A 6,000-nucleotide genomic window follows, 5' to 3' on the forward strand; every position below is an offset into this window, starting at 1 on the left:
ACTAAAAAAGTATGTGGGCTTTATAAATAAATAGCCTCAATAGAACTGTATTGTTTTGTCTTCTACATATTAAATTATAGACAAAACTCAAAAAAATTATATGATAAATACAACTTTAATAAAATTTCATCTGTTTGATTTAAGCTTTACTCCATACAATGGAAATGCTAAATCACCAAAGTCAATAATAGTTGAATGTATTCATAGAATCAACGAAGAGAGAACAAAAAATGGACAAGCAATCGTCTTGAATAGGCACGAAGATCGTAAAGATGAATTACCGAGAAATATGTTTGTAGTATCCGCTGCATATAGTATTCCTGCACAAATATATAAATGTAAAATTGCCCTCATTAGGGCAGGAAAAATACCAACTCTAGTCAATAAATCAAATTATTCCATAGCAGAATTCAATAAACTTGAATCACACGAGATTGCTGAAGTAACTAATTTTTATATTGATGTAAAAGGAACAGTTCCCGTGGTTTGTTGTGAATTTAATTCTAACGGACCTAGAGTTAATGATATCGAATACTATTTTAGACAAATTTCCTCCCACAAGATGTTACACATATCAAAATCTTGTAAAGCTTCAATTCACATGAAAATGCCTATAAAAGACGTTCTAGACTCTATAAAAGACGTTTTAAAATTTGAAATTAAGGCAAAGCCAAGTAGACTTAACTATCTAACTAGTACAGTTCAAGGAGCATTCATAAGTAATATGAATTTATTAGCGAATACAATTGAACCTAAATCCATGAAAATTGATGCTTTTTTCAGAGAGCGAGGTAAAAGTTCAAAAGAATTAAGCAAAAAAAACTTAAAGGCTGTCTCTTTTGTAAAAAAGGTACTTTCAGCGATTCAAAAAGACAATAAAATCGCAGAGGACATTGATGATTTCATGATAGAATTTGAGAGAGAAGACGGCACCGAAGACGTCTTCAATTTATTAAAAGGAAAAGTAGAAATAGAAGCTGAGTGCTCACTTAAAACCTCAGGAAACCTCGACACTAAAGAATTATTTGATAAAATCTCATTGAAATTTAATGATTATTTAAAAGAATATAATGGCTAAAATTTTAGATAAATACTATAACAACCCTATACTATATGACTATAGTTTATGTATTTTAATTATTTTATCTCTTCAATTGGGAAGTGAACGTAAATTAATAAAATTACCTAGTGGTGAATTTAATTTTGACTTTGCATCTGACATTGGAGCCATTGGACTAACAATTTCCGGGTTCATCCTGACTTTAATTACCATTTTAATTTCTTTCAAAAGTTCTCAAATACTTTCTGATGAAAAATTAAAAAATGATTCAAGTCCTTTTAAAATTTTCTTATCAAGCAAACTATACAAAAGAGCTATTGAAATATTACAAAAAGGTGTTATTTCATTAATTATAATATCTTTTCTTATTTATTTTTCAAAATTAATTTTACCTAAAGAAGAATCTTCCTATATGTTCTTTTTAAACATAACTGGACTTATAATTATATTAACTACTTTTTTAAGATGCTACTATGTATTAGGTTTAATTTTAAAAATGCAGAAATAAATTAACCACCTGCCTCAGCTGCGCAAAGTCCCCCGCTGGCTTGGGCGTGCATCGCTGGCGCGAGTCTCCCGCTCCTGAACACAAATCAACTATAGTAACTTAATCCTTTCAACCATAATAAAAAAAGCTAAAATTCTAAAAGTGCATAGGATGATGACAAATGTTTCACCCCAAATACTTTTAAAATCTTAGCTTAATTTAATTACAACCATAAAATGATTGAAGTCAATTTACTTTCCTAATGGCAAATTATATCCTATTCCAAGACCTAAAGCACCTACAGAATAATCTTGAGAACCGATGTTACCTTCATTAGAAGTAAATACTTTTGTGTATTGTAAAGCAATATTCCAATTGATATTATGATATCCTATTTCTGGTTTAATATACAAACCACCTGTAGGTCTTTCTACTAATGAATTTGAAGCTACTTTATCATCGCCAGTAATAAATCCATATCCTAAATCAGTTCCTAGGTAAAAACCAATTGTTTGTGGATAGTATCTCAAAAGAGCTGCTACTGGAACTACTCCAAAATCATTGTTATCTAATCCATTATTCTCTTTTCCGAAAAATTGATTGTAACCTGTTGCTACACCCAAACCAAATCCTGGCGTAACTAGATGTTGGTATGCTAAATCTATTCCTACATTTGCTGATGCATTTTCTGATGGTAATGCAGCACCACCGTTTACACCAATTTTTATCATATTTGTATAAGCACTATCTTGAGCACTTACCATAGCTCCACTCATTAATAATAAAGCGAATACTGTTCTTTTTATCTGTTTCATAATATAAAAATTTAATTGTTTATTTTGTCTTGTTACTTACTTAAAAACCTACTTACTGTTGAATCTGTTTGAGTTTGAACCGTTCTATTTTCTTCAGTAATAGAAAATGAATTACAATCTCTATTGGGTTTTCCGGCTATTAAAGTACTATCCATCTTTGGATACGTTCTTCCCACTCTGGAGTATTGTGTATTCATAATCATAATTTTTTAGGTTGTTTTTCTTTTGCAAATATTGGAATAAAACACAACGTCCCTTTTATACAATTCTCATTTATTTTTATATAATTATTCTTTGTAGTCTGAGATTCAGCCGCCGCCCACAGTTCCTGCATGGCGAAACCATCCCTCCCCGCTGGCTTCAGCGCGCATCGCTAGCGCGAGCGTCCCGCTCCTGAACACAAACTGGACTATATACATTACAATCCCGTAAAATCTGGTTTTGTAACTGATTCAATAGATTGGAAATATAGCAGTGCTAGAAATTATGGAAATAATGACCAGACGATTTTAGAGATCGATTAGAATTGATTTTTATAATGGGTACGAGCGGGGGAACAAAAAGTATAAAAAAGCAGTCTATTTATAGTAAAAATGCCCCAAATAGCACACGGCTTTTTGGGGCATTTATTTAAACTGATAAATCAGCTTTGTTTATTTAAAAACGACTATTTGAACTGTGCAGCCACATATTCAATTAAACTGTCATCACTCATTTTATTAGAAGTACTTTCTGTAGCGGCAACATTTTTATACTGTGGCGTTTCCTTCAAGTAGTTAATAAATTGTTCTTGGGCAGTTCCAGTTCCTGTCACATGCAGTTCATCAACATTTTGCATATGTGCAGTGATGTCTTTGAATAATTTATGAATGAAGTCCCTTTCAGCATTATTTGCTGCGTTTTCGTTTGTATGAACAAATTGATCATTAACTTTTTCGTGACCTAATACTACGAACTTACCTGAATCTACATTTTCTCTACCTACAATAGTTGCATGATGCGAATCCATCCAAACACCAAATTGTTTTTTGTTATTTTCTGACATAATTATATATTTATTATTTTAATATTTCTGTTAAACTGTAAAAAGCAGGCATAATCTAATATTTAAACTTCTTTTAAAGTGGTTCCCGCTGCTAAAACAATGAAACCAATAAGCAATAGCGTGTAATTGTGTTCTGTTAAAACCTTAACATCTGCGAAATGTCCAATAATTCCAAGTATACCACAAATCAACCCTATAATCCAGGTAATTTTTTTTGGCGCTGAGGGGTTTTTCATATAAATGATTTTAGATAATCCGCAATTAATCTACGGGAAGTAAATGTAATGCTATACATTTTCTAAAATGTGATACAATTCCATACAATGGTTACATAATTCACATGTTCATGATCAAATTTAAACCAACAAAACCTATCACTTTGCGCAGCGTTCTCGAGTACCTATTCTTATAAAACCCACCGCTGCTACATCGACAAGTCAATTTAAATTTTCAGCTTCTTTATAAATTAATACTTTAGTTTTGCTTTTCCTAGAAAACAACAAGCTACATGAACCGTTTAAAAGCCATACTTCCCATAATTGTTATTGCCCAGTTTTGTTGCACCTCACTTTGGTTTGCAAGCAATGCCGTGATGAGTGACTTAGTGATTAATTTTGCTCTTGCCGAAACTGCCATTGGTCATCTGACTTCTGCGGTGCAATTTGGTTTTATATTAGGAACTTTAGTTTTTGCGCTATTAGCAATTGCTGATCGTTTTTCTCCTTCAAAAGTATTCTTGATTAGCGCATTGCTTGGAGCGGCATTTAACGCAGGCATATTATGGGAAGCGAATACTTTAGCCACAATGCTGAGTTTACGTTTCTTGACCGGTTTTTTTCTTGCCGGAATCTATCCTGTTGGGATGAAAATTGCTGCTGATTATTTCGAAAAAGGATTGGGTAAATCGCTTGGGTTTTTAGTTGGCGCCTTAGTATTAGGCACTGCCTTTCCGCATTTATTAAAAGGAATTACCAATGTATTCCCATGGGAATCAGTTATTATCACCACTTCTTCACTTGCCGTTATAGGTGGTTTGATGATGGTAATTTTAGTTCCTGATGGACCATATAGAAAGCAAAGTCAAGGTGTAAACGTATCCGCTTTCTTTGGAATATTCAAAAACCAAAACTTGCGTGCTGCTGCTTTTGGCTACTTTGGACACATGTGGGAGTTATACGCTTTTTGGACATTTACACCACTGATGCTGAAAACTTACAATGATTTACATCCTGAAACCAACTTTAATATTCCCATTTTGTCTTTTCTGATCATCGGGATTGGTGGACTTGCTTGCGTACTTAGTGGGTATTTATCAGAAGCTTTTGGGACAAAGAAAATCGCACTTATATCTTTGGTTCTTTCTTGTGCTTGCTGCCTTATTTCTCCATTCTTATTTGCAATAGCGTCACAAAAGCTTTTTATTGCTTTCATGCTTTTTTGGGGAATGACCGTTGTGGCAGATTCTCCGCTTTTCTCTACCCTAGTTGCTCAGAATGCCGCGGCCGAAATAAAGGGAACAGCACTGACCATTGTAAATAGCATTGGCTTTGCCATAACAATAATCAGCATTCAATTAATTAGTTCACTAAAAACAATAACGGATTCCAACAGTATTTATATCTGTTTAGCTATTGGTCCTGTCCTTGGCTTATTGGCGTTAAGCAAAAAGACGAAATGAGATTTTCAATTAACATACCTATTGACAATTAACAAAAAACACATACTTTTGATTCTAAATTTAAAATCTCTAAATTGATCAAACAGCTAAAATATCTTATTGCGCTCTTTCTTGCTTTTGGCTTGATGGTGAACGATGGTACTTTAGAAACTAAATCAAATCAGGTTGAATATTACCAATTTTCAAACGCGATTGTTAGTAGTGAATGGAAAACTTCCCGTTCTAAATTATATGTTTATAATCAAGCAACCGCTGTAAAAATAGCGATTTCGATTCCTTTTACGTATCTTCAATTTGCAGCAATTTACAGTCTTCAAATTAAGGTTCTCGTTAAGTTAAGAACACAGCTTTATCAAAAAGTAAGTTCATTTACTTTGCAACATCTCTTTTTAAACGAGATAACTATTTCAACAAAATCCCTTAATAGTTTATACATAGCCTAGAAATTATTTCTACGCATTTATGCAACCCCATGCATAATGATGATACCTAATGTCTAATCATTTATCATTTACACCATGTATAAACAAAAAAACGAAATCCGTTTGGAGAAATCCAAGCGCCCTATTCTTTGGTTCAAAAGAAAAATAATGCTAATGCTTACTGCATTTATGATTGGAATGTCAAACGGAATGAACGTAGTCGACACCAAGATTGATGGAAATCAATATCAAACGGAACAACAAGATAAAAAAGATTGATTTGGCATCTGCATAGCGTTAAATCCATCGCTAGAACGAGTGTCCCGCTCCTGAACAAAAAGTATAAAAACGGGATCAAGTCTAAATGTTGTGGGGAAATATATAAATAACGACTTTTGCATTTATAAAATATATCTCAATGCAAGATTCCTACAGCGAACTGATCAAGTTATTATTGCCAGAAATTATTGTTGAATATTTCGAACTTACTTCC

Annotated in this window: 9 protein-coding genes and 1 pseudogene; 6 read left to right on the plus strand and 4 right to left on the minus strand. The window is 32.9% G+C overall.

The features are described from left to right. Window positions 1-100 precede the first annotated feature (100 nt). Window positions 101-1,078 carry a hypothetical protein gene (locus tag BLV91_RS10900; RefSeq protein ID WP_091433025.1) on the plus strand — a complete coding sequence of 326 codons (978 nt, stop codon included), beginning with the start codon at window positions 101-103 and terminating at the stop codon, window positions 1,076-1,078. After that, complete coding sequence (locus BLV91_RS10905) at window positions 1,071-1,568, plus strand: hypothetical protein (RefSeq protein ID WP_091433028.1); 498 nt, start codon at window positions 1,071-1,073, stop codon at window positions 1,566-1,568. The genes BLV91_RS10900 and BLV91_RS10905 overlap by 8 nt, the downstream gene beginning before the upstream one ends. Window positions 1,569-1,798: 230 nt before the next feature. On the opposite strand, the gene BLV91_RS10910 is transcribed toward BLV91_RS10905, so the two are convergent. Next, window positions 1,799-2,362: a hypothetical protein gene (locus BLV91_RS10910; RefSeq protein WP_091433031.1), complete on the minus strand. Its 564-nt coding sequence runs from the start codon at window positions 2,360-2,362 to the stop codon at window positions 1,799-1,801. A gap of 32 nt (window positions 2,363-2,394) precedes the next feature. Continuing rightward, window positions 2,395-2,559 (minus strand): hypothetical protein, encoded by a 165-nt coding sequence (locus BLV91_RS17010; protein ID WP_175513998.1) that lies wholly within the window; start codon window positions 2,557-2,559, stop codon window positions 2,395-2,397. Window positions 2,560-2,757: 198 nt separating this feature from the next. Here BLV91_RS17010 and BLV91_RS17185 point away from each other — a divergent pair. Further along, window positions 2,758-2,886, plus strand: a pseudogene (locus BLV91_RS17185) (transposase); the annotation flags it as partial. A gap of 143 nt (window positions 2,887-3,029) precedes the next feature. Here the strand turns inward: BLV91_RS17185 and BLV91_RS10920 are convergent. Next, window positions 3,030-3,407, minus strand: a complete 378-nt coding sequence (locus BLV91_RS10920) for a hypothetical protein (protein WP_091433034.1) — start codon at window positions 3,405-3,407, stop codon at window positions 3,030-3,032. A gap of 62 nt (window positions 3,408-3,469) precedes the next feature. Further along, on the minus strand, window positions 3,470-3,643 hold the full coding sequence (locus BLV91_RS17015) for a hypothetical protein (protein ID WP_175513999.1): 174 nt from the start codon (window positions 3,641-3,643) through the stop codon (window positions 3,470-3,472). Between the two features lie 272 nt (window positions 3,644-3,915). On the opposite strand from BLV91_RS17015, the gene BLV91_RS10925 reads away from it, so the two are divergent. The 3 genes from BLV91_RS10925 (at window position 3,916) to BLV91_RS10935 (ending at window position 5,786) form a co-directional block, all read left to right on the plus strand. Next, window positions 3,916-5,085, plus strand: coding sequence for an MFS transporter (locus BLV91_RS10925; RefSeq protein ID WP_091433037.1), 1,170 nt, complete (start codon window positions 3,916-3,918; stop codon window positions 5,083-5,085). Window positions 5,086-5,159: 74 nt separating this feature from the next. Then, window positions 5,160-5,528 carry a hypothetical protein gene (locus BLV91_RS10930; RefSeq protein ID WP_091433041.1) on the plus strand — a complete coding sequence of 123 codons (369 nt, stop codon included), beginning with the start codon at window positions 5,160-5,162 and terminating at the stop codon, window positions 5,526-5,528. A gap of 75 nt (window positions 5,529-5,603) precedes the next feature. Then, entirely contained in the window at window positions 5,604-5,786 is a 183-nt protein-coding gene (locus BLV91_RS10935) for a hypothetical protein (protein ID WP_091433045.1), read from the plus strand. Window positions 5,787-6,000 lie beyond the last annotated feature (214 nt).

The sequence above is a fragment of the Flavobacterium degerlachei genome (genome assembly GCF_900106645.1).
GTDB classification, from domain to species: domain Bacteria; phylum Bacteroidota; class Bacteroidia; order Flavobacteriales; family Flavobacteriaceae; genus Flavobacterium; species Flavobacterium degerlachei.

Excerpts from the sequence above, each read along its gene's own strand:
- BLV91_RS10900 (WP_091433025.1), top strand. The coding sequence starts at position 101 with ATGATAAATACAACTTTAATAAAATTTCATCTGTTTGATTTAAGCTTT.
- BLV91_RS10905 (WP_091433028.1), top strand. The coding sequence starts at position 1,071 with ATGGCTAAAATTTTAGATAAATACTATAACAACCCTATACTATATGAC.
- BLV91_RS10910 (WP_091433031.1), bottom strand. The coding sequence starts at position 2,362 with ATGAAACAGATAAAAAGAACAGTATTCGCTTTATTATTAATGAGTGGA.
- BLV91_RS17010 (WP_175513998.1), bottom strand. The coding sequence starts at position 2,559 with ATGAATACACAATACTCCAGAGTGGGAAGAACGTATCCAAAGATGGAT.
- BLV91_RS10920 (WP_091433034.1), bottom strand. The coding sequence starts at position 3,407 with ATGTCAGAAAATAACAAAAAACAATTTGGTGTTTGGATGGATTCGCAT.
- BLV91_RS17015 (WP_175513999.1), bottom strand. The coding sequence starts at position 3,643 with ATGAAAAACCCCTCAGCGCCAAAAAAAATTACCTGGATTATAGGGTTG.
- BLV91_RS10925 (WP_091433037.1), top strand. The coding sequence starts at position 3,916 with ATGAACCGTTTAAAAGCCATACTTCCCATAATTGTTATTGCCCAGTTT.
- BLV91_RS10935 (WP_091433045.1), top strand. The coding sequence starts at position 5,604 with ATGTATAAACAAAAAAACGAAATCCGTTTGGAGAAATCCAAGCGCCCT.